This is a genomic window from Koromonas humicola (assembly GCF_059726255.1).
In genome coordinates, this window is sequence record NZ_AP040873.1 from 460,387 (window position 1) to 483,074 (window position 22,688).

21 protein-coding genes are annotated in these 22,688 nt (G+C 56.0%); 10 read left to right on the forward strand and 11 right to left on the reverse strand.

Annotated elements, in window-relative coordinates; genetic code table 11:
- The first annotated feature begins 37 nt into the window (after window positions 1-37).
- From AC6IZD_RS02035 to AC6IZD_RS02050, 4 genes are all read left to right on the forward strand, one after another.
- Window positions 38-1,462, forward strand: a complete 1,425-nt coding sequence (locus AC6IZD_RS02035) for a RapZ C-terminal domain-containing protein (RefSeq protein ID WP_497786016.1) — start codon at window positions 38-40, stop codon at window positions 1,460-1,462.
- Complete coding sequence (locus AC6IZD_RS02040) at window positions 1,459-2,205, forward strand: nucleotidyltransferase family protein (protein ID WP_497786017.1); 747 nt, start codon at window positions 1,459-1,461, stop codon at window positions 2,203-2,205. Before AC6IZD_RS02035 ends, AC6IZD_RS02040 begins: the two co-directional genes overlap by 4 nt.
- 77 nt (window positions 2,206-2,282) lie before the next feature.
- Complete coding sequence (locus tag AC6IZD_RS02045; RefSeq protein ID WP_497786018.1) at window positions 2,283-3,305, forward strand: diacylglycerol/lipid kinase family protein; 1,023 nt, start codon at window positions 2,283-2,285, stop codon at window positions 3,303-3,305.
- 149 nt (window positions 3,306-3,454) lie between these two features.
- A complete protein-coding gene (locus AC6IZD_RS02050) occupies window positions 3,455-4,342 on the forward strand; it encodes an energy transducer TonB (protein ID WP_497786019.1) in 888 nt (295 codons plus the stop codon).
- 60 nt (window positions 4,343-4,402) lie between these two features.
- Here the strand turns inward: AC6IZD_RS02050 and AC6IZD_RS02055 are convergent, their stop codons facing one another.
- Entirely contained in the window at window positions 4,403-4,708 is a 306-nt protein-coding gene (locus AC6IZD_RS02055) for a YtxH domain-containing protein (protein WP_497786020.1), read from the reverse strand.
- Between the two features lie 21 nt (window positions 4,709-4,729).
- Complete coding sequence (gene purN, locus AC6IZD_RS02060) at window positions 4,730-5,380, reverse strand: phosphoribosylglycinamide formyltransferase (RefSeq protein WP_497786021.1); 651 nt, start codon at window positions 5,378-5,380, stop codon at window positions 4,730-4,732.
- A gap of 129 nt (window positions 5,381-5,509) precedes the next feature.
- On the opposite strand from purN, the gene AC6IZD_RS02065 reads away from it, so the two are divergent.
- Window positions 5,510-6,016, forward strand: coding sequence for a DinB family protein (locus AC6IZD_RS02065; protein WP_497786022.1), 507 nt, complete (start codon window positions 5,510-5,512; stop codon window positions 6,014-6,016).
- A gap of 152 nt (window positions 6,017-6,168) precedes the next feature.
- Here the strand turns inward: AC6IZD_RS02065 and purM are convergent, their stop codons facing one another.
- Window positions 6,169-7,224 carry a phosphoribosylformylglycinamidine cyclo-ligase gene (gene purM, locus AC6IZD_RS02070; protein WP_497787549.1) on the reverse strand — a complete coding sequence of 352 codons (1,056 nt, stop codon included), beginning with the start codon at window positions 7,222-7,224 and terminating at the stop codon, window positions 6,169-6,171.
- A 247-nt stretch (window positions 7,225-7,471) separates the two neighbouring features.
- On the opposite strand from purM, the gene AC6IZD_RS02075 reads away from it, so the two are divergent.
- Window positions 7,472-7,810 (forward strand): hypothetical protein, encoded by a 339-nt coding sequence (locus tag AC6IZD_RS02075; protein WP_497786023.1) that lies wholly within the window; start codon window positions 7,472-7,474, stop codon window positions 7,808-7,810.
- 66 nt (window positions 7,811-7,876) lie between these two features.
- On the opposite strand, the gene AC6IZD_RS02080 is transcribed toward AC6IZD_RS02075, so the two are convergent.
- Window positions 7,877-9,175, reverse strand: coding sequence for a glycoside hydrolase family 2 TIM barrel-domain containing protein (locus AC6IZD_RS02080; RefSeq protein WP_497786024.1), 1,299 nt, complete (start codon window positions 9,173-9,175; stop codon window positions 7,877-7,879).
- A gap of 166 nt (window positions 9,176-9,341) precedes the next feature.
- Here AC6IZD_RS02080 and AC6IZD_RS02085 point away from each other — a divergent pair, with 166 nt between their 5' ends.
- Window positions 9,342-10,157, forward strand: coding sequence for a hypothetical protein (locus AC6IZD_RS02085; protein ID WP_497786025.1), 816 nt, complete (start codon window positions 9,342-9,344; stop codon window positions 10,155-10,157).
- Window positions 10,158-10,179: 22 nt separating this feature from the next.
- The gene (locus AC6IZD_RS02090) at window positions 10,180-10,983 is read left to right on the forward strand and encodes a hypothetical protein (RefSeq protein WP_497786026.1); all 804 of its coding nucleotides are present in this window, start codon (window positions 10,180-10,182) and stop codon (window positions 10,981-10,983) included.
- A gap of 76 nt (window positions 10,984-11,059) precedes the next feature.
- Here the strand turns inward: AC6IZD_RS02090 and AC6IZD_RS02095 are convergent, their stop codons facing one another.
- Complete coding sequence (locus tag AC6IZD_RS02095; RefSeq protein ID WP_497786027.1) at window positions 11,060-12,250, reverse strand: zinc-dependent alcohol dehydrogenase; 1,191 nt, start codon at window positions 12,248-12,250, stop codon at window positions 11,060-11,062.
- Between the two features lie 65 nt (window positions 12,251-12,315).
- On the reverse strand, window positions 12,316-13,125 hold the full coding sequence (locus AC6IZD_RS02100) for an SRPBCC family protein (RefSeq protein WP_497786028.1): 810 nt from the start codon (window positions 13,123-13,125) through the stop codon (window positions 12,316-12,318).
- A gap of 240 nt (window positions 13,126-13,365) precedes the next feature.
- Between AC6IZD_RS02100 and AC6IZD_RS02105 the strand changes: the two genes are divergently transcribed.
- Window positions 13,366-16,107: a bifunctional acetate--CoA ligase family protein/GNAT family N-acetyltransferase gene (locus AC6IZD_RS02105; protein WP_497786029.1), complete on the forward strand. Its 2,742-nt coding sequence runs from the start codon at window positions 13,366-13,368 to the stop codon at window positions 16,105-16,107.
- A gap of 136 nt (window positions 16,108-16,243) precedes the next feature.
- Here AC6IZD_RS02105 and AC6IZD_RS02110 read toward each other — a convergent pair whose 3' ends face one another.
- The gene (locus tag AC6IZD_RS02110; protein ID WP_497786030.1) at window positions 16,244-16,645 is read right to left on the reverse strand and encodes a hypothetical protein; all 402 of its coding nucleotides are present in this window, start codon (window positions 16,643-16,645) and stop codon (window positions 16,244-16,246) included.
- A 239-nt stretch (window positions 16,646-16,884) separates the two neighbouring features.
- Between AC6IZD_RS02110 and AC6IZD_RS02115 the strand changes: the two genes are divergently transcribed.
- On the forward strand, window positions 16,885-19,071 hold the full coding sequence (locus tag AC6IZD_RS02115; RefSeq protein ID WP_497786031.1) for a patatin-like phospholipase family protein: 2,187 nt from the start codon (window positions 16,885-16,887) through the stop codon (window positions 19,069-19,071).
- A 10-nt stretch (window positions 19,072-19,081) separates the two neighbouring features.
- Here the strand turns inward: AC6IZD_RS02115 and AC6IZD_RS02120 are convergent, their stop codons facing one another.
- The 4 genes from AC6IZD_RS02120 to guaB all read right to left on the reverse strand — a co-directional run bounded on the left by AC6IZD_RS02120 (window position 19,082) and on the right by guaB (window position 22,469).
- Complete coding sequence (locus tag AC6IZD_RS02120) at window positions 19,082-19,855, reverse strand: HEAT repeat domain-containing protein (protein ID WP_497786032.1); 774 nt, start codon at window positions 19,853-19,855, stop codon at window positions 19,082-19,084.
- A gap of 82 nt (window positions 19,856-19,937) precedes the next feature.
- Entirely contained in the window at window positions 19,938-20,105 is a 168-nt protein-coding gene (locus AC6IZD_RS02125; protein WP_497786033.1) for a hypothetical protein, read from the reverse strand.
- A 201-nt stretch (window positions 20,106-20,306) separates the two neighbouring features.
- Entirely contained in the window at window positions 20,307-20,849 is a 543-nt protein-coding gene (locus AC6IZD_RS02130; protein WP_497786034.1) for a VanZ family protein, read from the reverse strand.
- A gap of 114 nt (window positions 20,850-20,963) precedes the next feature.
- Window positions 20,964-22,469 carry an IMP dehydrogenase gene (gene guaB / locus AC6IZD_RS02135; RefSeq protein ID WP_497786035.1) on the reverse strand — a complete coding sequence of 502 codons (1,506 nt, stop codon included), beginning with the start codon at window positions 22,467-22,469 and terminating at the stop codon, window positions 20,964-20,966.
- Window positions 22,470-22,688: the final 219 nt, after the last annotated feature.

The following is a 22,688-nucleotide window of genomic DNA, read 5'->3' on the forward strand; positions in this document are numbered from 1 at the left end:
ATTAGAACTGCAGCAGACGGTCAGGAATAATCAATCGATGGACGATCTCAGAAAGCTGTTTGAGCAGTATTTCCATTCCGCACCTACCGATGTTCAATCCGTGCAGGGCGAACTTGGCGGATCTGGCCGTAAGATCATTCGCCTTTCAAACGAAAGCCATACAGCGATTGGGGTGGTCCACGATGTGCGTGAGGAAAATGCAGCCTTCCTCGAATTCTCTCGACACTTCCGCAAGCATGGTCTTCCAGTGCCGGAGATCTACGCCGAGGATTTGAGCCATGGCGCGTATCTAGAAGAGGATCTCGGCGACACGACCCTGTTTCACTTTCTTTCGGAGCATCGCTCGGGAGCTGATATTGATCCGCAGGTCGTGGATGCTTATCGCAAGGTAGTCGAGGTGCTGCCGCGATTCCAGGTCGAGGCCGGGCTGGATCTGAACTACAAGGTCTGCTATCCGCGGGCTCACTTTGACCGGCAGTCGATTGCGTGGGACCTCAACTACTTCAAGTACTACTTCCTTCGGCTTGCGGGAATTCCTTTCAACGAGCAGGACTTGGAAGAAGACTTCAATCGTCTCACGAAGTTTCTTCTGAGCGCCGATCACAACTACTTCCTGTATCGCGATTATCAATCTCGCAATGTCATGTTGCGCGATGGCGAGCCGTGGTTTGTCGATTACCAGGGCGGACGACACGGCGCTCTGCAATACGACATCGCTTCGCTGCTGTTCGATGGCAAAGCTGATCTCCCACCGGACATGCGCGGGCAACTGCTCGATTATTACCTCGTTGCGCTTTCAAAATACGTGAAGGTAGATCGTGATCAGTTCCTGCACCACTACTACGGTTACGTTTACATCCGTATTATGCAGGCGCTCGGGGCCTACGGATTCCGCGGATTCTACGAACGCAAGGCGCACTTTCTGCAGTCAGTTCCATTTGCGCTGCGCAATCTCCGATGGCTGCTGCACAATGTGACACTTCCTATTGCGCTTCCGACGTTGATTGAAGCATTCACTGAAATGGTCGGCTCGGAAAAGCTGCAGAACATCGCGGCGGAGCCTCCGAAATTGACGGTGCTGGTCTCGAGTTTTTCATTCCATCGAGGGCCTTTGTATGACGAGAGTGGCAATGGCGGAGGATTTGTCTTCGATGCTCGGGGCCTGCCCAATCCGGGACGCGAAGAGCGGTTCAAGAAGCTCTCGGGACAGGATGCACCGGTAATCGAGTATCTGAATCAGCAGGAGAGCGTTCATCAGTTCCTTGCCTCAGTGATGTCGCTAGTTGAAGCGAGCGTGAGCAATTATCAGAGCCGCGGATTCAGGCACCTTATGGTTTCGTTTGGGTGCACTGGCGGGCAGCATCGCTCGGTGTTCCTCGCCGAGCAGGTTGCAAAACGGCTGCGCGCACGCGGAGTGAGCGTCGTGGTGCAGCATCGCGAGCAGGACCGGTGGGTTCGATGAGAGCGATGATCTTTGCTGCCGGGTTGGGGACGAGACTGCGTCCCATGACGGATACCCGGCCCAAAGCGCTGGTGGAAGTTGCGGGTCGCACACTGCTGGACATTGCTTTGACCCGTTTGCGTAGCTTCGGCATTCGTGAAGTCGTCGTCAACGTGCATCACTTCGCCGATATGGTCGTGGAATATCTGGCGAAGAACAACAACTTCGGCATGCACATCGAAATTTCGCGCGAAAATGTTCTGCTCGATACCGGTGGGGGATTGCAGAAGGCTGCGCACTTTTTCGAGCATGAACGGGAGCCGTTCATCGTGCACAACGTGGATGTGCTCAGCTCCATTGATCTCGGGGCAATGGTCAGGTTTCATCAGGAGCATCAGGCACTGGTGACCATGGCTGTGCAACATCGTGAGAGTTCGCGCCTATTGCTCTTTGATCGAAAAGGGCTTCTTTGTGGGCGTCTGTTGAATGGCGAAGCACACATGGCGAGAGTCAGCGCGGACTCGTTTCCGATGGCCTTCACCGGAATCCATGTGATCTCCCCAAGGGTTTTTCAGCGCATGAGTGGCGGTTCGATGAACGGCGACCACGTGTTCCCGATAATTCCTGTGTACCTGAGGCTGGCAGACGAGGGCGACAAGGTTGTGGCCTTTGAAGCAGACGGGTTCTACTGGCGCGATCTGGGCACTGCGGCCAGCCTCGAGCAAGCTCAAAAGGACATCGAAACGGGGCTGGTCAGTATCTAGAGCTGGGCTGAAAAGCAGCAGTTCTGGTTGCGAAAGCTCTCACCACGGCAGCTCTCAGTTTTTCGTTTCGGCGCTTCGTGCCGCTGTACAATTCCCCGGTGCGAGCCGCGGCCATCGTCCACTCCTACCTGAAGTCCAACGTCGTGGAGCCCTTCTGCGACGCTCGGGTCAATATGTTCCGCGGAAACACGCTGGAGCGGCATGACATGCCAGACGCGGCTCTCGTGTTTGGCGGAGACGGCTCAGTGCATCGCGTGCTGCCTTCATTGGCCTATTCGCAAACACCGCTGCTTGTGGTGCCAATGGGCACGGCAAATGACTTTGCCCGTTGTCTCGGTATTCAGAATCTGAAAGAGGCTTTGCGCGCATGGCGGCGATATCTCGATCGCGGCGACAACGTGCGAACCATCGATCTGGGCACGGTGCGTCCCATGGCCGATCCCGTAGATGACCAGTTCGAGGCACCAGAGTCGATCACTTTTGCAGATGGTGAGGGTCGGATCATGCCCCCGGAGCGGGCGTTGGGGCCAGCTATCATGCGGCACCACTTGCGCCATGTGGAGGAGACGGAAGAGCAGCAGAGAATGATTTACTTTACCGGCATTGCCGGTATTGGGCTCGACGCGGAAACAAACCACAGGGCCAATCAGATGCCTCCGTGGTTGCGGCGAAACGGCGGCTATGCGTTGGCGGCGATGCGCGCGCTGGTGAGATTCGTCCCACCCGAGGTGACACTGCACAGTTACGATGCTGATGAACGTGAGACATGTCTCGAGGGCGAGGTGCTGTTTGTTGCCGTGGGTAATGCGCCCGAGTATGGCAGCGGAATTCGCATGCTGCCGCAGGCTCGACTGGACGATGGACAGCTAGATTTGTGCTTTGTTCCCGCTATGCCGAAAACGACCGTCTTGCGGCACTTCCACAGGATTTACTCCGGTACACATATAAGAGTTCCGGGCGTACGCTATTTCCGGACGAAACAGGTTTTCATTGAGACTGATTCGCCACTGCCGATGTATGCAGATGGCGAGTACCTGTGCCAGGCTCCGGCAGAAATATCCATCGCATCTAGCGCCCTGCGAGTGATCTTGCCGATTTAGCCCTGCCGCTGTGGTTTATTCCACATTCATCGCTCCCAATCCCAAATTGCCTAATTCTGTTTAGGTTCGTAGTTAGACGAAACGGAGTCGCTGGTCAGGTGTTTTTCTGAGGCAGTTCACATCTCGGCGATTTATACTTGGGCTTACAAATGTCCACCTCGGAAGTGAAAAAACCGGAAACCCAGGCGCTCCCTGGCGAGCAAAAGCACGACGTGTTGCCGACGCTGTTTGGAGACGGGACTGGGCTCTACGAAGTTAAAAAGGGCTCCTTCGTAGCATCGTTCCTGTTGAACTCCGCCATACTCGCGTCGCTGATTTGGCTGGGTAGCTGGACTGCTACTCACGCGCCTGAGATAAAGAAGACGATTGACATGGCTTCGGTGGATATCAGCCCGTATGTCATGTCGCCTTCCAAGACGGTTGCCGGCGGTGGCGGTGGCGGCGGTTCACACGACAAACTCCCGGCATCGAAGGGCGCATTGCCCAAGTTTTCGAATTCCCAGATCACTCCTCCCACAGTTCTTCCTCCGGATAAGGCGAAGCTGGTTGTGCCCCCTTCAGTGGTGGTTCCGCCAGAAATCAAGATGCCGCAAGTCGGCCCGATGGGCGATCCGCTGTCGAAAGTGCTTGGACCGGCTTCGAATGGAACTGGTTCGGGTGGCGGAATCGGTAGCGGTTCGGGCGGGGGTGTCGGTTCCGGACGTGGTGCCGGTGTAGGTCCTGGCTGGGGCGGCGGAATCGGCGGTGGCGCATATCGTGTAGGTGGCGGTGTCAGCGCCCCCAAGGTGATCTACAAGGTAGATCCTGAATTCAGCGAAGAAGCGCGCAAGAACAAGTGGCAGGGAATAGTCGTGTTGCGCGTCGTGATTGGTACGGATGGCAAGACCCACGAGATTAGCGTGGTACGCTCACTCGGCATGGGCTTGGATGAAAAGGCCATCGAGGCAGCACGCCTCTGGCGATTCGAACCGGGGCAAAAAGACGGCAAACCCGTTCCGGTTGAAGTCAACATGGAAGTCAACTTCCACCTCTACTAAACAGATAAGAGGTTTCGAAAACAACGAAACCTCTTTCCTTTTCAAATTTTCTCAACGATCTCAGACCCTTACGGAGCCCCTGTTGAAGCGACGGGTGACGGGCTCTGCTTTTCTGCGCGCGGCTTCGGCCCAATCTTCACGATGCTCCCACATATCTGCTGCGCGATCCGTCCAGTCACCCATGACGTCTCGTGCATCTTCGTATCGGCGACGAAATTCCTTTCGAACTTGACGTCCTGTTTTCGGTGTCAGCAAAAGCGTAGTGAGCGCTCCAAGGCCTAACCCAATCATAAGGAAGCCAAAGGCCGACGTGTAGTTCCTCTGTGTACGCGAAAACTGATAATCACCAAAGCGAAAATCTGGCATGGACGATATCCTCTCGGCGTTTTAGTCGTTAGAGGTATCTTTAGCCCGGCTCGTTGCCCCCAGAGGCAGCACGCGACGGCCTTCCGTACGATACGCACCGCTGGCAATCAGCGCAATCGCTTCACTGTAAGCCAGATGCTCCTGCACAAGGATGCGTTCAGAAAGCGAGTGTTCATCGTCGGACGCGAGAACGGGCACTACCTTCTGCAGCACGATGGCTCCGTGATCCAGATGCTCATCAACAAGATGCACGGTACACCCACTGAACTGAACTCCGTAGTCGAGAGCCTGCTTTTGTGCCTCGAGGCCGGGGAATGCGGGTAGCAGGGAGGGATGAATATTCAAAATCTTGCCGGGATACTGCTGCACAAACCATGGCGAGAGGAGGCGCAAGTATCCGGCGAGGATAACAAGTTCGACTCCAGCATCGCGCAATGCCTGCACAACGGCGCGGTCGTGTTCCTCGCGTTTGCGTCCGCGACTGGGTAGCACGAGCGTTTGCAAGCCCCGCTTGCGAGCGGTTTCGATTCCGGCGGCATCCTCGCGATTGCTGATGACGATCGCAATTTCCGCACGCAGCTTGCCGGTGGCAATGTTATCGGCAATGGCCAGGAAGTTGGAGCCACGGCCAGAGATCAGCACTCCGAGTCGAGGCTTTGAGTTGGAATTCATGGACCTTCAGGATATCGCTCGGCATGGTACATGCTCAAGCACGGACGCCGAGAGCCGTTCAATTCCTTCGGTGGGTTTGCATCGCAAGCAGTCGCAGCGCAATCTAGCACTTCTGGAGGTTGGGCTGAAATGGCGAAAGATACGGAAAGCGCGCTGCGCCAGGAACTCGTCGCGGCGCTCAAGGGCGGGCACGCCCATGCAACATTTGAAGACGTGGTAGGAAATTTCCCTGAAAAGCTGCGTGGTGCGCAGGTCGATAACGGCAAAGGCGGCCTGCCTTACTCGGCTTGGCAACTGCTGGAGCACATTCGAATCGCGCAGGACGATATCCTGCGTTTCAGTCGCAACCACGACGGCAGCTACAAGGAGATGAAGTGGCCGGATGATTATTGGCCGAACTCCACGGAGCCTCCCAATGCTGCAGCCTGGGACAAATCGGTGAAATCCGTAATAGCCGACCGCGATTCAATGATCAAGTTGATTGAGGACAAGGATCAGGACCTCGCGACGCCGTTTCCATGGGGGGATGGGCAGAACCTGCTACGCGAAGCCTTGCTTGTGATAGATCACAGCGCGTATCACGTCGGCGAATTGTTGGCGCTGCGCAGGTTGCTGGGAATCTGGCCCGCGAAGTGAATAGTGCAAGGTTTCGCGAAGTTGGGTAGGGTTCGCGAGGAACTCAGAGGAAGTCGGTTATGAATGTAATCGGTTCCCGATGGGGATAGTGAACCCGCAAAAAAAGAAAAGCCCCGCCGATGATGAGCGGGGCTTTGTCTTGGTATCAAAAATTATGTGTACTGAACTTTGCGTTCGCCCTTCACAATACGTCCGATGACGTAGCCCTTTTCTCCGGCGCGGTCGAGGATCGACTGCACTTTCTTGAACTTCTTGGCCGGGACAACAAGGATCATGCCGATGCCCATGTTGAAGGTGCGCATCATTTCTGCCTGCTCGATGTTTCCGATCTTCTGCAGGTGCTCGAAGATGGGCAGAACGGGCCAGCTTCCCATTTCGATCAAGGCGCCCACGCCTTTGGGTAGCACGCGTGGCAGATTCTCGGTGATGCCGCCTCCGGTGATGTGTGCCATGGCGCTAACCGCCTCGGCATCCACAACGCGCCGGACGATGGGCCAGTAGCTCTTGTGCTGCTTCATCAGTTCGGCACCGACCTTCCCCTTCATCTCATTTACGTAAGTCTCAGGGGTGTAGCCGGCCACGTTGAACATCAGCTTGCGGGCGAGGGAGTAGCCATTGGTGTGCAGTCCGGTGGAGGGCAGGCCAACGAGCACGTCGCCAATCTGCACATCTTTTCCGGTAATGATCTTCTCGCGGTCGACGGCGCCTACGATGAATCCGGCGAGGTCGTACTCGCCCTCGGGGTAGAAGCCCGGCATTTCGGCCGTTTCGCCACCGATCAGTGCGCAGCCATTGTGCTTGCAGGCCTCGGCCAAGCCGCTGACTACCTTTTCGGCTATCTCCAACTCAAGCTTGCCCACGGCGAGGTAGTCCATGAAGAAGAGAGGCGTCGCGCCCTGCACGGCGATGTCGTTAACGCAGTGATTCACTAGATCACCGCCCACCGTGTGATGGACATTCATTTCGAACGCGAGTTTCAGCTTTGTGCCGACGCCATCGACGCTCGACACCATGACGGGATCGACAAACTTCTTCTTGTCGACCTGGAAAAGTCCGCCAAAGCCGCCGATCTCGCTGAGGACACACTTGTTAAAGGTGCGGTGCGCGAGGTACTTAATGCGCTGCTTTGTGCGATTTGCCTGCTCAATGTCGACGCCTGCATCCGCGTAGGTCAGACTTTTCTGTTCTATATCGTCAGCCAAGGTCATCACGTCCGTTGAGATTTTTCGGTGGGTAGCCGCATCACGATTGTAGCATTTGCGAACGACCAGTAAGTTGCATCGTGGCCAATTCCACGGGACAGCGACTCACGGGGTTTGCCCCTGTCCGGGTTTGGGACGATACTGGACAGGATCAACTTACTCCCATGCAAACAGGTTAGACCTACATGGGAGACGTGTGTGAGTCAGAATAATGGTGCCTCTGGATTGGGTTTTTGTAGGATTTGGAGTAGTCGTGGCCGCAACAGGTGTGTGGCTACAGTTCCATCCCGAGCGCATACTGCCGCCAAAGAGTGGTGATGCAGCATGGGCCGAGTCGCAACTGGACGAGCGTGCCGTGGCACAGATCCGGTTGTTGGGTTCGTGCTTCCTGTTCATGGGAACGTTCTTTGCCTTACAAATGACGGTTGACCTGACTCGCCTTCCCTGGTGGACGGGAACTATCGGCGGATTGCTGGCCGCAATCGCGGTTGTATCACGGGTCAACGCGCATGTGAGCCACGGCATTTACCGCAACAAACGGCGGTACGTGCAGCAATCCTCGTTGCCGAAGAAGGTTTTGGAATTGCGCTAGGAATCCGAGAAGAGATTGGGGAAAAAGGCGGGGCACCCGGATCGGAGTGCCCCGTTGCTATTTCGGCTAGTTCGCTTTGACGTAGAACGGGATGTTGGCTGTCGCGGCGCTGCCATGGCCATCGTGAACCGTGAGGAACAGGCGATAGGCGCCGGGCTGTTGAGGCGCGCGGAACGTGACACTCGAGCCGGTGGTATTGACGATCGCTTCAGAATGCGTCGGCGGGACGGCCTCCCGGTCTCCGCCCTCACGGGCATCGTGTGTCTCCTCTCGGACTTCCCATTCGTAGATTAGCGAAGCGCCATCGGGGTCCTTCGCTGCGACGGTCGCGGTCCACTCGGAAAACGCAGCAACTTCCTTCTGGTCGGCGGCTGATTGGATGGGCTCGATTTCCGGAGCGCGGTTTGCAGGCCAATTGCCGGTCCATTCATAGCTGAGTGCATCGACTGCAGCAGTCTTTTCGACTCCGCCCTTTGCGGTTGGAATCAGCAGGCCAAACCATGTATGCGTGCGCTCCTGCTTGTTCCCCCAGATGAACGCATAACTGCCGAATGCGAGATTCCCGGCTCCCTTAATGGAGTGTTCATAACCTTTCTCGTAGGTCACGGCTTTTTCCGTGCTCGTGTTTTCCAGAGGAGCCCCCCAGGAGGTCTTTGGGCGCTCCCACCAGCCGACGGGGCCGAATTCGGTGACGACGTAGGGACGATCGAGCTTGTGCGCCTTTACTTCATCCACCAGAGTGGCGATCCCGCCGTAGGTGTTGATGCCGAGAATATCCACGTCCGGGCAGTAGGTCATGAACTGCTTAAGCTTGGAGCCATCGCGGCCAATTCCCGCGATCACGGTCATGGTCGGGTGGTTGGGATCACGACGATGGATTTCGCGTGCGATGTCGTTGATAGCCTTCCAAATAGCGACATTGGAGCCGTCGGCCTCCATCTCGTTGCCGATCCCCCAAACGAGGATGGAAGGCTCGTTCTTGTACTTCTCGACAGCGGCGATCGCTTCGTCGTACTGCTTTTTGACCTGAGCAGTATCGGTATAGCTGAAACCATGGCGCTCGTGTCCGAGTCCGATTCCGGCGGCGATTGTCAGGTTGAGCTTTTGCGTTTTTGCCAGCAGGTCGCCGTGCTTCAGGCTTTCAACGCCCCACGTACGAATGGAGTTTGCGCCGAGCTGCGCAGCGAGTTCAAGGTGTCCGCTGCCACCAGCGCCATAAATGTAGTACGGCTTGCCGTCGCGCAGCAGAACCCATCCATCAGCGACTCGCTGGACTTTTACGGGAACGGGGCTGGAAGTCCTGGCCATAGCGAACAGATTTAGCACAAGAATCAGAAGGGGAATCAACGCGACAGTTTTACGCATGCCAACATTCTGCAAGCAAAACCCGGGTTGTTCAATCGCCTGAATACGCCATTCCATGTCGGATAGAGGAAATCAAGTCACATCTGAACGTGCTCTGGATCACTTCAGATAAAAGGCGGCTGGTGCCACCCTGTTCAACCGCGTGCAACGCCACGGGAGGAACGATGTGAAACCAAGATTCATGTTGTTCGCAGTACTTTTTGTGAGCAGTGTGTTCTTGAATTCCTGTGGTGCATCTTTCTCCGGTTCCAGTGACTCGGCAAAGGATATCGTTAACGGCAACTGGTACTTCATGGCTAGCAGTACCACCACACCTTCGGCAATGACGATTGGTGGAAACCTGATCGAAGCTGGACATTCCGTTACCGGCATTCTGCATATCATGAACACCGATTGTTACAACTGGTTTGCCGACGTGTATTTCACCGGCAGTTTCTCCGATTCCACCTTGGTTCTCACTTCGGACAATGTCGAGGGGCAAGTGATGACCCTCAGACTGAAAGGCGCGGGTAAATCGCTTTCCGGCACATACTCGATCTCCGGAGGCTGCTCGGATGGGAACAAGGGAAACATTTCCGCCACCTACGTGGAGTCCGTTACTGGCACGTGGGCGATCAAGACGCTGTCCAGCGACACCGGCGTAATCGTTTCAGGCACCGCAGCCCTCACCGAGGGTAGCGGCGACAGCCATGGCCGCTTCCCGCTGACCGGGACCGTTCAAATCAAGGGAGTGCCATGCTTCACCGGCGGGGAACTGGTAACAACCAGCACGACCGGGGTAATTTCGAGCATGTGGGGTAAGACCATCCTGCTCATTGCGACTCCCCAAGGCAGCAGCGACCCATTGAACACGCCATCGATGATGTACGCCGGTCAGGTGATTGATCCTCTTGCCCCCAAACAGATACAAGGCAACGGAGCAATTTCTGGCGGTTCATGCACTCTGGTCCCCTATCTTGAACTCGAGTTGGACAAGCAGTAATGCTCCGCATTGGAGGAACGACATGAAACTCCGAACGTTGGTCGCAGTCCTCTTTGTTTGCAGTGTTGTGTTGTCCTCGTGTGGGGGAGGGGGCGGGTCGAGTGACCCTGGTGCAAACATCACGAGCGGCAACTGGGGATTCACCGCTACATCGACTGTCAGTGGTGGGACTCTGATAATCGGAGGAAACCTGGTGCAGTCGGGCAGCACTTTGTCCGGCATGATGCACCTACTGGCATCGGACTGCTTCAATGTGTTCAGCGATGACATTGGCGTTACGGGTAGCTTCAGTGGAGCAAATCTTACGCTGAAGTCATCTGCGATTGCTGGGCAGGTCATCACTGTGAAACTGAATGGAACTGGGAACAGTCTCTCCGGAACCTATTCGGTTTCGGGAGGTTGCGCCAACGGCGACCAGGGCTCAATCACTGGAACATATGTGGGCTCGTACAGTGGTCAATGGAAGATCACGACCATCAAAAGCGAGAATGGAACGACCATGACAGGTACCGCCAGTTTAGTCGAGGGGGCGGCGGATGTTCACGGGCGCTTCCCGCTGAGCGGCACCATAGCCATCTCCGGACTGTCGTGTTTTTCCGGCGGCTCGCTTGTGACAACAAATGACTATGGAATGTATTCCAGTGTGTGGGGCAATACCGCCTTGATGGCGGTAACGCAGGAGTCCGCGGACTATTCGCATTCCATGATCGTAGCCGCGAGCGCCGTCGATCCATCGAATCCCACACGGCTACATGCTCAGGCAATTGTGGCGGGAGACTCGTGCCCGGTGAACTCGATTTTTGAACTCCAGCTAGATAAGCAGTAACTGGGAGTTGTGGAGTGAACAACTCTAAACATGGATCCGATGCCCCTGTCACTACTTGTAACAGGGGCACTGTTGTTTAGGCAGCGCGTTGCTGCGCCCATGGATCGATGACGACCTTGACGCAATGGTCTTCTTTGTTGACGAACGTGTTGTACATCTGTGGCACATCATGCAGCGTTACACGATGCGTGATAAGGAAGCTGGGGTCGATATCACCTCTCTCTATCCTTTCGAGTAGGGGTTGCATGTAGCGCATCATGTTGGTTTGTCCCATGCGCATTGTGAGGCCCTTGCCAAACGCTGCTCCGAACGGGAACTTATCGATGAAGCTGGCGTAAACACCGGGCACGGAAACAGTTCCGCCCGGGCGGCAGGCCTGAATGCACTGGCGCAGCACGTTTGCACGCTCGAACTGGAGCATCATCTTCTGTTTGGCCGAGTCAACGAAGTAATCGATCGAGTGCCCGTGCGCCTCTAGCCCCACCGCATCGATACACGCATCAGGCCCGCGTCCTCCGGTCAGGAATTTCAATTGCTCGATCAGGTCTTCGGTCTGCGAATAGTCAATCGTCTCGGCGCCGGACCGTTCGGCAAGATGCAGGCGGTCAGGGAAGCGGTCAATCGCAATCACCCTTCCAGCCCCGAGCAACTGCGCAGAGCGGATCGCGAAGAGTCCTACCGGGCCGCATCCCCAAATCGCCACGATCTGGCCGGGTTGAATGTTGCACTGCTCGGCCGCTTGGTATCCAGTGGGGAAGATGTCCGAAAGGAACAGCACCTTCTCATCATCCATGCCATCTGGAATTTTGATCGGGCCCACATCTGCGAACGGCACACGCGCGTACTGGGCCTGTCCCCCAGCGTACCCGCCGTACAGGTGCGAGTAGCCGAAGAGCGCCGAAGCGTTGTGACCAAATTGAGCCTCAAGCATCCAGGCGTTGGGATTGGTGTTGTCGCAAGCCGACCACAGTCCCTGCTTGCAGAAGAAGCACTGTCCGCAGGCGATCGTGAAGGGAACTACGACCTTGTCGCCAACTTTGAGCTTCTTTACCTCGCGGCCGATTTCGACGACCTCGCCCATGAACTCGTGGCCAACGATGTCTCCCTGCTCCATCGTTGGGATGTAGCCGTTGTAGAGATGCAGGTCGGAACCACAGATGGCGGTGCGCGTAATGCGCACGACGCAATCGTGCGGGTTGAGAATTCTCGGGTCTGGGACGTCCTCGACTCGCATGTCCCGTTTTCCAAACCAGCAAATTGCTTTCATCAGAACTTTTCCTTTCGCAATGGAATAGCCACGCAGGTTGAGTTCACATTCCGGAGCACGGGCGTCTAGCTAACAAGCAGGCCCGATTCTTCGCGATTCGAGTGCGACAGTTTGGCTCGATTTTTTGGCTGCTGGCTGGCGGCTTCGAGCATTCGCACAAATGCCGTGCGACGTCCGTGCGGTTGCCCGTCGATCGTGGCGATTTCACCTGCTTCGATCAGCTGCTTGAAGCGCCTGAGGTCTTCACGAATCTGCATGCCCGGTTCACGGCCGAACACCTTGGCGAATAGCTGACCACCGCGTCCGGCGGGCGGGAAGTATTCCAATACGCAGGTCATCTCCGTACCGCCGTGGTATTCGCTTGCAGGACGGAAGGACACCGAGCCGCGATTGGGAATCAGCGTGCCGGGCAGTGATCGCCAGGTAAGGAAGCGGTTTGGTTCTTCGTCAACGATTTCGGCGTTCCACTCGCAGTCAAAGCCCAGTGGAGCTTCGGCGACCCAACGCGAGGTGCGATCACCGGTAATGCGAACTTCGCGAAGGTGCTTCATGAATTTAGGAAGATTCTCGAAGTTGCGGAAGAAGCTATAGACCTCGTCGACAGGGCGATTGATGGTGAAACTTCGCTCAATGTGAATGCTGTTGGGAGTGGCAGCGTTTCGGATACCGCGGAAGGCCAGAAGACCTCCTGCTGCTGCTAACCCCATGCCTCCGGCACTCTTGCGTGTAACGCCGTAGACTGCGATCGCGCCACCAGCAAGAATAGTGCCTACCGTTGTGCCAATATTCATCCAGTTTCGCTGGCTGCCATTGTTGCCGCGACCGTTGCCTGCAAATTCCGCAATTGGGTGTTGCGGAGCTCTGAGTTCAGACATAATCAGCTAGCCTCACTTGAATTGAGTTATCTTTTCGGATGCTGTCTCATACGGCGGTGTTTTGCAGAATCGAAAGACTCGGACGCCGTCTGAGCCGACGAGCCGTACAGGGGTAAAACGGACTTCGGAAGGCGAAACAGAATCTGTAGCAGAACCCAACCTTCCGTTATAGGATTGAGGCAACAGGCACAACCACTCAAAGCTCGACAATTGAATAATCAGGTTGGAAAGGTATTGCCCATGACTCCCGTAGGTAAACTCCCTGTGTCCAATGTCAGCCCTGCCCATGATGTTCTCAGAGCCGATCGCCATCCTCTTGACCCAATCTTTAAGCCGACCAGCGTGGCCCTCGTGGGAGCCAGCGAACGTGCAGGTTCGGTGGGTCGCAACGTGCTCTGGAACCTGATCAGCAGTCCTTTCGGTGGAACCATTTATCCGGTAAATCCCAAGCGCAGCAACATTCTAGGCATCCGCGCCTACTCTTCCATGCAGGCGCTCCCGGAAGTGCCGGACTTGGTAATTGTGTGCACTCCAGCCGACGGCGTTCCGTCGCTGCTGAAAGAGTGCGTGGACATGGGAGTTCCCGGAGGAATTGTTATCTCGGCAGGGTTCAAGGAGACCGGGGCACATGGTGCAGAACTCGAGAACCAGATCATGGAGGCAATCGAGGGCCGCATGCGCATCATCGGTCCCAACTGCCTCGGGGTGATGAACCCCATCCTGGGTCTGAATGCAACCTTCGCCAACTCGATGGCGCGGCCCGGAAGTGTAGGTTTTATCAGCCAGAGTGGTGCCCTTTGCACTGCCGTCCTGGACTGGTCCATTCGTGAAAACGTAGGCTTCAGCGGCTTCGTCTCAATCGGTTCGATGCTCGATGTGAACTGGGGCGACCTGATCGACTACTTTGGCAACGATGCACGCACGCATTCGATCATCATCTACATGGAGTCGATAGGTGACGCGCGCTCCTTCCTTTCCGCCGCACGCGAAGTGTCGCTAACTAAGCCCATCATAGTAATCAAAGCCGGGCGCACGGCTGCCGCCGCCAAAGCTGCAGCGTCGCACACAGGATCGCTTACCGGCTCCGATGATGTACTCGAAGCGGCGTTCCGGCGCGCTGGCGTGTTGCGCGTCAACTCCATTTCGGAAATCTTCTACATGACCGAAGTTTTGGCGAAGCAGCCACGTCCGAAGGGCAACAGGCTTTGCATCGTCACCAACGCTGGCGGGCCTGGTGTGCTCTCCACCGATGCGCTGATTCAAGGTGGTGGTGAACTTGCTGAACTGTCGCCGGAGAGCATGGCTGCCTTCAACTCGTTTTTGCCTGCTGCCTGGAGCCACGCGAATCCGGTGGACATTCTCGGCGACGCGGAGCCCGAGCGTTATGCCAAGTCGCTGGAAATCGCAGCCAAAGATCCCAGTATCGATGGCATGTTGGTCATCATGACTCCGCAAGGCATGACGAACCCGACTCTCATCGCGGAGCAGTTGCAGCCCTATGCGCGCGGGCTTGGTAAGCCTGTACTCGCAAGCTGGATGGGCGGTGAAAGCGTAGCTCACGGGGAAGACATCCTGAACCGAGCGGGCATCCCGAGTTTCTATTATCCGGATACCGCAGTGCAGGCATTCAACTATATGTGGCGGTACGCGTATAACCTGCGCGGCATTTATGAAACGCCATCCCTTAACTCCACCGCACAGCCTGATCGTGCGCGGGCCTCGGAGATTCTGTCCACCGTGCGCGAAAGCGGTCGCACGATATTGACCGAGTTTGAATCGAAGAAGCTGCTTGAAACTTATGGAATTCCGACGGTGCCGACCGAAATCGCGGAAACCGAGGATCAAGCAGAGCAAGCAGCGAACAAGATTGGCTATCCGGTGGTGCTGAAGCTGCATTCGTTCACCATCACGCACAAGACTGATGTGGGCGGAGTGATCCTGAATCTTCCTGATGCGGCCAGTGTGCGCAAGGCGTTCACAAAGATTCGCACTAGCGTTGCAGAGAAGGCTGGGGAAGGGCACTTCCAGGGCGTAACGGTTCAGCCTTTTGCCAAGCAGGAAGGCTATGAATTGATCCTTGGATCGTCGATCGACCCGCAGTTTGGCCCTGTGTTGCTGTTCGGAACCGGCGGCCAACTCGTCGAGGTATTCCAGGACCGCTCGCTTGCGTTGCCACCGCTGAACACCACACTCGCTCGCCGCATGATGGAGCAGACTCGCATCTACAAAGCTCTAAAAGGTGTTCGCGGGCGCAAGTCGGTGGACATGACCGCTCTTGAAGAACTCATGGTGCGGTTCAGCGATCTCGTTGTCGAGAATCCTGCGATCAAGGAAATCGACATCAATCCGGTACTGGCTTCGCCGGAGCGGTTGCTGGCGTTGGATGCTCGCGTGGTCGTGTTTGATAAAGACGTGAGCAATGACAAGCTGCCAAAATCAGCGATCCAGCCCTACCCGGCGCAGTATGTTTCGAAGTGGACGACGACAGATGGAGAGGAAGTGACGATCCGTCCGATCCGTCCCGAAGACGAACCGATGATGGTGGAGTTCCACAAGAAGCTGAGCGAACGCAGCGTGTACCTGCGCTATTTCCAGCCATTGAAGCTCACACAGCGCACTGCGCACGAGCGCATGACACGCATTTGCTTTATCGACTACGATCGCGAAATGGCCTTGGTAGTTGAGCGCAACAAAGCAGATGGCACTCACGAGGTAATCGCCGTTGGTCGTATGAGCAAGATCCACGGGCGTCCTGAAGCGGAGCTTGCGGCGTTGGTGCAAGACGAATTTCAGCGCAAGGGCCTGGGACAGGAACTCTATCGCAGACTGATTCAAGTGGCTCGCGATCAGCGCTTGCGAACCGTCCACTCGAACATGCTCGGCGAAAATAAGGAGATGCAACGCTTGTGCAAGAAGCTTGGCTTCAAACTGAGCACTCCAGAACTTGAGGACAACCTTGTGCTAGCGCAAATGTCGCTGTAGGCATGGATGGGTTAGAAGGGCACCCGCAAAAGGGTGCCCTCTTCTGTTGTTGGCAATGCTCCGCCTTTAGCCGGAGACAACGCCTCGGCAGCGGAACTGGGTTCCGCGTCCTAGACATGCTCGAACTTTCGGGGCTTTACTCTTGTGAACCCGATTCAGTTTCGTCGCTGGGAACGACGATGGTTGTGTCAGGTGTTGATGGCGTTGAATCGGGGTTAACTATCGCGATACTCGAATTCTGTGGATCTTCGGTGATGGTCATGCTTGTATTTCCGCCGAACGACGTTGCATCGTCAGGTGCAAGGGTTACTCTCGGAACCGAGTTAGGGTTCTTGTTCGAGTCCGCGTTCTGCCCCGTAACTGGATTGAACCTCGCAACCGAATCCGGAGAATTCGTCTGAGGATTGATCGCCGAAGGTGTGCGATCGTTTACGCTCGCGCTTGACGCTGTAGAACTGGCCGCGTTTGGCGCACTGCATTGGGCAACTGCCATTCCTGCGCTCAACAAAACCACGGAAGCAATATATGGAAACTTCATCTACCAGATTCTCCTCTGCAATGTTGATCAGTTCGAGCTTGCTCGGCTCTACTCATACGACTCCTGCGGCGGCGAAAAGATTCACTCAGGCAGTGCTGGAGGACCGCGAAATTATTGCATAAGAATGATTTTTGCTCCGCATTCATATCTTTGATGCGACGCTGTTGCGGCCTTTGCATCGGGCATATATATCGAATTGGGGCTTGCGCTTCGCGGTATGCTATCGGCGAGCGGCTCTCATGAAGATCTTTCGGGTTTTATTTTTCATTGCAACGCTTTTGGCTACTACGTTGTCCATGGCGCAGCCAGTGCCGACACGTCGACCGCGTGTAGCACTCGCACTTTCCGGAGGAGGCAGTCTCGGACTGGCGCACATAGGAGTTTTGCAGTACCTTGAGGAGCACCATATCCCGGTCGATGCCATTGCAGGCACAAGTATGGGCGGCATCGTGGGAGGTCTGTACGCGACCGGCCACAGCCCCAAGGAGATTGAGAGCTCTTTCGCGGAAGCAGGATGGGATGAACTACTCCGCGTTCAGCCGCGCTATCAGGACCTGCCAATGCAAGCGAAGCAAGATCGTGCGCAGCATCCCGGTCAGTACACGCTCCGTCTCGGGCGTAGTCTTACGCTGCCAGCGGGTATCAGCACCGCAGAGCCTCTTAATTTGTTCCTGTCGCGACAAGTGCTCGCGTATTCCAATGAAGAAGATTTCGATCAGTTGCCGACGCCGTTTCGATGCGTTGCTACACGACTGGAAACTGGCGAGTTGTTCGTGCTTCGGCGCGGGAATCTTGCACGCGCAATGCGGGCGACTATGGCCGTTCCCGGCATCTTCAGTCCAGTGGAGTGGGATGGGCATGTGCTAGTTGATGGCGGGCTGGTTGATAATCTTCCGACGGATGTGGCACGCGACATGGCCGACGTCGTGATCGCAGTGCACTTCACTACTCCGCTTCCGCAAACTCGCCAGCTTCAGACCTTACCCGCGGTGTTGGCACAGGCGGTTTCAGTTGCTGTGTCGGTGACAGAGCGTGAGAACCTGCGCAATGCCGACCTTGTGTTGGCGCCATCGCTCGTCGGAATCGGCGGCATCGATGCGGGTCATGCGCGCGAACTCATTGAGCGTGGGTACCAAGCCGCTGCTCAAAAAGCACGGTTTCTCGACACGCTTCGATTGAGCGATGCGGATTGGGCCACTTATCTTGCTGCTCGTCGGAGCCGGATGAAAGCCGCTCCGCAGAGAGTTTCGCAACTCACGGCGCACTCCACCAATAAAGAGCTAGAGCGCTACGCACAAGCGAAACTGAATCAACTCGATGGGCCGCTAACTTTCGCGTCAGTGGAAAACGGTCTCTCGAGCTTTGTGGCCACGGCCGCGCTGCCAGGAGCGTTTTACCGGCTTGCGCCGCAGCAGCCTTCTAACTCATCGTCATCCACTCCCGCACTACGCGCCGAGGTTGAGCCTCGCGTCGGAAGCCAAATCTTTATACGGCCTGCGCTTGATCTGGCCATTGCCAACGGCGAGCCTACACGGGGCGCGCTTCGGGGATTTGCTACGGTGCTGCCCAGGGATGAGTATCGTGCCCGTTATCGACTGCAGTTTGTACTTGGATATAGTCCGATGATCGCTGCGGAATACGAGCATCCTATTGCCGCTTCTTCATGGTCGTGGGCGCCATCGATTTCATTGCAGCGGATCAACAGTGCTACCTACACAAACACTGGTAGCCAGCATTTCACCCATTGGCAGGATCACTACTCCGCAGCATTCGACATAGGACGCGAGATAAATCGCCGTTTCAGAGTGCGTGCGGGACTTGAGGCAGGATACGACCAGTTTTCTGCTGTGCAGTTTCCAAGCGCGTTACCTGCTCTGAATGGCGCATTCCTTACACCACGCCTCCTCGTCGATTGGAACAGCGTGGACGATCCCTCGCTGCCTACGCGGGGTATAGATCTCTCTGGCATGGTGGCGTCCCGGTATAGGGAGGCAGAAGGCCGGACTGTGTCGATCGGGCAGTTTTCAGTCGCGGAACACTTGCCTCTATTCTCCGGCACGATGACTGCGACGCTCAGCGGAGCTTCAAGCTTCGGGACGAAGCTCAACTACTTCGACTTGTTTGCGTTGGGCGGGCCTCAGGATCTTCACGCGTTTCGTTATCAGCAGTTCCACGCTGAGTCTTATGGGTTAGGAACGCTTGCTTATCACAAGCCGGTCGGGAATCTGAAGTTCTGGGGAGAACGGCCGCGCTTCGGCGCTTGGTATGGTCTTGCCGCACTAACTCAGCCGGGGCAATCGTGGCAAACAGTGCAGAGTGGATCTCTCGGAGTGCTATACAACTCACCTGTTGGCGTCATTACTTTTGCAGCAGGGCGAACAAGCGATCACCAGACCCGGGCATGGATTAACGTAGGAAGACCTTAGAATAGTCCGCTTATTGTCGATGCTCGAATGGTGTGTCCCCTGCAGCTTTACGCTCTCTCAGATGGGTTGCTGCGTCTTTCGGAACATAGACGTCCACTGCATGTTGCGCCCGAGGATCTTCGAAATAGACCAGCGCTTCGGCAATGGCAGATGCGCCTGATGCAGGTGCCTTCTGGCACGCCTCGATGATGTCGGGGACCGATTCTTTATCCTGGGTCTCTGCAAGCCCCATTGCAGCGATTGTCTGCATCATGTGGTTGGAAGACTTAAGAGCTCGACGAAGCAGTGGAATTGCGCGCGGATCACCAGTGGCACCAAGTAGACCAACTTTGCCAGGAAGCCAATACACCGCCTGTTCACCGGCAACATTCACATCCAGGTTGTTGGCTTTTGCCCAAGCCCTAAAATCCGGCGAGGGCCCTGGGCCCGCCTTGCCCTGTGCGTCGTAATTAAAGAAATCGGGAACATTGCTTTTGACAGCGTTTGTCGCTTCGGCCACCAAGAGGTCCCAATGTGGGCCGTCTTTCTCGCCCAGTCTCACCAGCACCTCCGCGGTTTTGAGTTTATTGAACAAGTCCTTCGTGGATGAGAACCGCTCCTTCAGCAGAGGGATCGCTTCGACGGCCCTCCCTTCGGCGATCTGTTCAAGATCGTACGGTGAGAAGTTTCCGGACTGCAGATTAGCGAGTGCTTTAGGAAGGTCTGGAGGATTGGGCTGTGCGTAACAGCTCAGTAGAAGGAGTGCCGAGCATAAGGGAATCTGAAGAAGCTTTCTTATATCCAATCAAGTCGCCCCCTAGCGGCTTGGATAGGATCGGCGCTCTCTCATGTTGCATCGCTGTTTTTGAGAGAGCGCCATAACTGCTCTAGCGTTTTTTTGACTTTATGTTCCGTGCGGCCTTGTCTGCATCTCCCTTGTGTTCGCGGTTGTGGCGCTTCACCGCTTTTGCGATTTCGTCGGCGGAAAGATTGCTGTGACTCTCGATGTGAAGCACGTCGCTCGTGATATTCGCGCTTTTTTGATTTGTGTCCATAACCCCTCCTTGGGAGGAATGCGTGGCGCTGCACAGCGTGCGCTGATTGAGATCAGCGGGCAGTCGCCGGATTCAGTGATGAGGAGATCTGGAGGGCGGGTCAGGTGAAGCCTGAGGCGCTCAGTCGCCAATCACTGAGCAGCGTCGCTTTCCTTCTAGCATAAGCCCATTTTGGAGAGGGTGGCGCAACAATTGCGCGTTCTACTCAGCGTCGTACGACTCTCTTGCGGGGTGTGCTTCCGTTTGGCAGGTAAGGGTCGCCTTGACCCACACGAGGCTCACGGCGATAACGGCGGCGCTGGTATCAAGAATCACATCATGCCACCTGCCGGTCCGACTCGGAATGCTCATTTGGTGCAGTTCATCTGACGCAGCCACCACGAACGTAAACAGCACGGCGAGAATTGCCCACTCGGCACGCCACCAGAGGCGGCGCACCTGAATCCCCGCAGTCTTGATGTATCCGGCGTAGTCATGCTGCAGCCAGTAGGTGCCGCGCAGCAACATCATCCAGCAGAAGCCAAGCGTCCCATACCCGATGGCGTGTCCGCACTTGCGCAGTATTAAGTTCATTACATCCAGTTGCTGCGCGCCAAGGTGAATTCCTAGCAGCAGCAATAAGTGTTGGAGCAAATGGCCGGTGTGCGCTCCTGAAAGAGCGTCGGTGGATTCTACCTTGATGAGGGTGAGCATTACTAACAGCGGCATCCAGTAATGCCAAAACAGTTCTCGTACGTGCTTCAATCGTCCTCGCAGATACCTGAAAAGTGCGTACAGCCAATTCCTCACACAAAACGAGCAAGAGCCAAGGCCCCTGCTCGTCTAGTGCTTCTGATGCGACGCATACGTCGTTCGCGTCTACTCCGCACGATAATTTGGAGCTTCGCGGGTGATGGTCACGTCGTGAACGTGGCTTTCTTTCAACCCCGCGCCGGTGATGCGAATAAAACGTGCGTTGTGGTGCATGTCTTCAATGGTCTTGCAGCCGACGTAGCCCATACCGCTGCGCAACCCGCCTACCAACTGGTGAATCATCAGGGCCACAGTGCCTCGGTAAGGCACGCGGCCTTCAATGCCTTCGGGAACAAGCTTTGCGAGTCGGTTGCCTTCTTCGCCGTTGTCAATGCGTCCCAGCGAATTCGAGTCATCGAGTGTCTGGAAGTAGCGCTCGCTCGAACCCTGTGCCATTGCGCCCAGCGAACCCATACCGCGATACGCCTTAAAGGTGCGCCCCTGGTACAGAATCGTTTCACCCGGACTCTCTTCGGTGCCCGCGAGCAGCGAACCGACCATCACGACACTGGCTCCGGCTGCAATCGCTTTCGAGATGTCGCCCGAGTACTTGATGCCGCCGTCCGCAATGATGGGAACTCCGGTTTCGCGTGCCGCACGCGCTGCCTCGGCAATTGCCGTGATCTGTGGCACACCGGCTCCGGTGACGACTCGCGTAGTGCAGATAGAGCCTGGTCCGATGCCGACTTTTACGCCATCGGCTCCGCACTCGATCAGTTCCTTCGTGCCTTCATAGGTGGCTACGTTTCCGGCGAGCAGACTCACGTCAGGGAGGGCCTGCTTGATGCGTTTTACTGCTTCTAGCACACGGCTTGAGTGCCCGTGCGCGCTATCAATGGCCAGCACATCGCACTTCAGACGAACCATTTCCTGCGCACGCTCAAGGTAATCGCCCGTGGCGCCAATTGCTGCGCCAACCCGGAGACGGCCCTGCTTGTCCTTAGCCGCGTTCGGATATTTAAGCTTCTTCTGAATGTCTTTTACGGTGATCAGGCCTTTGAGTTCGTAATTGTCATCGACAACCAGCAGTTTTTCGACGCGATGCTGATGGAGTATTAGTTCGGCTTCTTCCAGCGTGGTGCCCACTGGAACGGTGATGAGGTTTTCTTTGGTCATCACCTGCGATATTGGAATGTCAGTGCGGGTTTCGAAGCGGAGATCGCGATTGGTAAGAATGCCGACAAGCTTTTTGCCCTTGGTGACCGGTACGCCGCTGATGCGATATCGCTTCATTAGGTCGAGCGCGTCGCTGATATTGCGTTCGGGCTCGATGGTGACCGGATCTACGATCATGCCGCTTTCCGATCGCTTCACCTTGTCGATCTCGCCAGCCTGCTCTTCAATGGTGAGATTGCGGTGCACAATGCCCAGTCCGCCTTGCTGAGCCAGCGCAATGGCCATCCGCGATTCGGTCACGGTGTCCATGGCGGAGCTGATGATGGGAATATTCAGGCGAATGTCGCGTGTGAGTTGGACCTGTGTATTAGTTTCGGCCGGAACCACATCAGACTTTGCTGGAAGCAGCAAGACGTCATCGAAGGTCAGGGCCTCTGGAACCGGGAAGTTAATCATTCAGATTGTCCAAAAGGAAGGTCATACAGCATTGTATGAAGTCCATTCGGCTCATGCAAACCAGCGGCTTCCGGCATTGGCCATCGGCGGTTATAGGAGCGATAAAAACTTCCGATTTCACAAGTCGTCCGCGGTAAGGCATTCTCTAACTCGTAGGCAATACAGCAATCGATGACAGGGTCATCGATCACGCAAAAGTTCCTCCTAGGCCGGAAGGCG

Excerpts from the sequence above, each read along its gene's own strand:
- guaB (WP_497786035.1), bottom strand. The coding sequence starts at position 22,469 with ATGATTAACTTCCCGGTTCCAGAGGCCCTGACCTTCGATGACGTCTTG.
- AC6IZD_RS02080 (WP_497786024.1), bottom strand. The coding sequence starts at position 9,175 with ATGCGTAAAACTGTCGCGTTGATTCCCCTTCTGATTCTTGTGCTAAAT.
- AC6IZD_RS02115 (WP_497786031.1), top strand. The coding sequence starts at position 16,885 with ATGAAGATCTTTCGGGTTTTATTTTTCATTGCAACGCTTTTGGCTACT.
- AC6IZD_RS02040 (WP_497786017.1), top strand. The coding sequence starts at position 1,459 with ATGAGAGCGATGATCTTTGCTGCCGGGTTGGGGACGAGACTGCGTCCC.
- AC6IZD_RS02055 (WP_497786020.1), bottom strand. The coding sequence starts at position 4,708 with ATGCCAGATTTTCGCTTTGGTGATTATCAGTTTTCGCGTACACAGAGG.
- purM (WP_497787549.1), bottom strand. The coding sequence starts at position 7,224 with ATGACCTTGGCTGACGATATAGAACAGAAAAGTCTGACCTACGCGGAT.
- AC6IZD_RS02065 (WP_497786022.1), top strand. The coding sequence starts at position 5,510 with ATGGCGAAAGATACGGAAAGCGCGCTGCGCCAGGAACTCGTCGCGGCG.
- AC6IZD_RS02105 (WP_497786029.1), top strand. The coding sequence starts at position 13,366 with ATGACTCCCGTAGGTAAACTCCCTGTGTCCAATGTCAGCCCTGCCCAT.
- AC6IZD_RS02050 (WP_497786019.1), top strand. The coding sequence starts at position 3,455 with ATGTCCACCTCGGAAGTGAAAAAACCGGAAACCCAGGCGCTCCCTGGC.
- AC6IZD_RS02110 (WP_497786030.1), bottom strand. The coding sequence starts at position 16,645 with ATGAAGTTTCCATATATTGCTTCCGTGGTTTTGTTGAGCGCAGGAATG.
- AC6IZD_RS02090 (WP_497786026.1), top strand. The coding sequence starts at position 10,180 with ATGAAACTCCGAACGTTGGTCGCAGTCCTCTTTGTTTGCAGTGTTGTG.
- AC6IZD_RS02095 (WP_497786027.1), bottom strand. The coding sequence starts at position 12,250 with ATGAAAGCAATTTGCTGGTTTGGAAAACGGGACATGCGAGTCGAGGAC.
- purN (WP_497786021.1), bottom strand. The coding sequence starts at position 5,380 with ATGAATTCCAACTCAAAGCCTCGACTCGGAGTGCTGATCTCTGGCCGT.
- AC6IZD_RS02100 (WP_497786028.1), bottom strand. The coding sequence starts at position 13,125 with ATGTCTGAACTCAGAGCTCCGCAACACCCAATTGCGGAATTTGCAGGC.
- AC6IZD_RS02125 (WP_497786033.1), bottom strand. The coding sequence starts at position 20,105 with ATGGACACAAATCAAAAAAGCGCGAATATCACGAGCGACGTGCTTCAC.
- AC6IZD_RS02035 (WP_497786016.1), top strand. The coding sequence starts at position 38 with ATGGACGATCTCAGAAAGCTGTTTGAGCAGTATTTCCATTCCGCACCT.